This is a genomic window from Leucothrix pacifica (genome assembly GCF_003172875.1).
Taxonomy (GTDB): domain Bacteria; phylum Pseudomonadota; class Gammaproteobacteria; order Thiotrichales; family Thiotrichaceae; genus Leucothrix; species Leucothrix pacifica.
Map to the genome: position 1 here is coordinate 1,456 of NZ_QGKM01000137.1, position 1,401 is coordinate 2,856.

2 protein-coding genes are annotated in these 1,401 nt (G+C 51.5%); both read left to right on the forward strand.

Translation table 11 applies throughout. The annotated features are described in order from the left end of the window. A partial coding sequence (ltnD, locus tag DKW60_RS23335) for an L-threonate dehydrogenase (protein WP_109840043.1) occupies positions 1-792 on the forward strand: 792 nt, incomplete at its 5' end. Next, the coding region (locus tag DKW60_RS23340) for a four-carbon acid sugar kinase family protein (RefSeq protein ID WP_146203568.1) at positions 792-1,401 on the forward strand (610 nt) is incomplete at its 3' end. The genes ltnD and DKW60_RS23340, both read left to right, overlap by 1 nt.

The following is a 1,401-nucleotide window of genomic DNA, read 5'->3' on the forward strand; positions in this document are numbered from 1 at the left end:
GAGCAGGTCACACGCTTTAAACAAGAGGGTGGGCAGTCAGATGAACTAACAATGACTGCGCCTAGCTTAGATGCTGTTGTGATTGTTGTGCTTAACGCACCGCAAACAGAATCAGTATTGTTTGGTGAGCAAGGTCTCGCGGCTCACTTAAAGCCCGGTGCGGTAGTGGTTGCCTGCGCCACAGTCACACCAGATTTTGCACGGGATATGTCGCAGCGTTGCCAGGCCTTAGGGCTTCATTATATCGATGCACCAATGTCTGGTGGTGCGGTAAAAGCGGCACAAGGTCAGCTCTCTGTGATGGCTTCAGGTAGCCAGGAAGCATTCGATGCAGCAGCCCCCGTGATGGATGCAATCGCGGAGAACGTCTTTAAAATGGGCGATGAGGCTGGCATGGGTTCGGCAATGAAGTCGGTGAATCAACTGCTTGCCGGCATTCATATTGCCAGTATGGGCGAGGCGCTGGCGTTTGGCATGAAACAGGGGATAGATCCGGATGTGATCGTTAATGTCATCACGCAATCCGCCGGTAATAGTTGGATGTTTGAAAACAGAGCGCCGCATGTGGTATCTGGTGATTACACGCCACATTCTGCAGTAGATATATGGCTCAAAGATCTGGGGATTGTCATGGATATTTCCAAACAAGAACGTTTCTCTGCACCACTGACTGCAGCAGCACTGCAGCAATTTGTTGCGGCCTCGGGCATGGGGCATGGTGGCGAGGATGATGCGGCAGTGACCAAGGTGTATGCCAGAAATTCAAATATCAAACTGCCGGGAGAAGCGTAATGTTATTAGGTTGCATAGGCGATGATTTTACCGGTTCCAGTGATTTGGCAAACACGCTGTCAAAACAGGGCATGCGTACTGTGCAGTACACTGGTATTCCTGAGGGCGATGCTGCGTCGGATGTTGAGGCAGGTGTAGTTGCGCTGAAGTCGCGATCGATTGATCCGGCACTGGCGGTAGAGCAGTCATTAGCGGCGCTGGCGTGGTTACAGGCGCAGGGCTGTACACAGTTTATTTTCAAATATTGCTCTACATTTGATTCCACCGCAGAGGGCAATATCGGGCCGGTGTGTGACGCACTGACTAAGGCGTTGCAGGCTGAGAAAGTCATTGTCTGCCCGGCTTTTCCGGGTACGGGGCGATCCGTGTATCAGGGGCATTTATTTGTGCAGGATAAGCTGTTAAGTGAAAGTGGTATGGAGAATCACCCGCTGACGCCAATGACTGATCCTGATTTACGCCGTTGTTTGCAGGCGCAATCATCTCTAAGCATTGGGCATGTGTCTGCTTATGATGTGTTGAAGGGGAGTGATGCGGTAGCGGTGGCATTGGATAAACAGCACAACGACGGTCATGCGCTGATTGTGGTGGATGCGATTCAGGATGAAG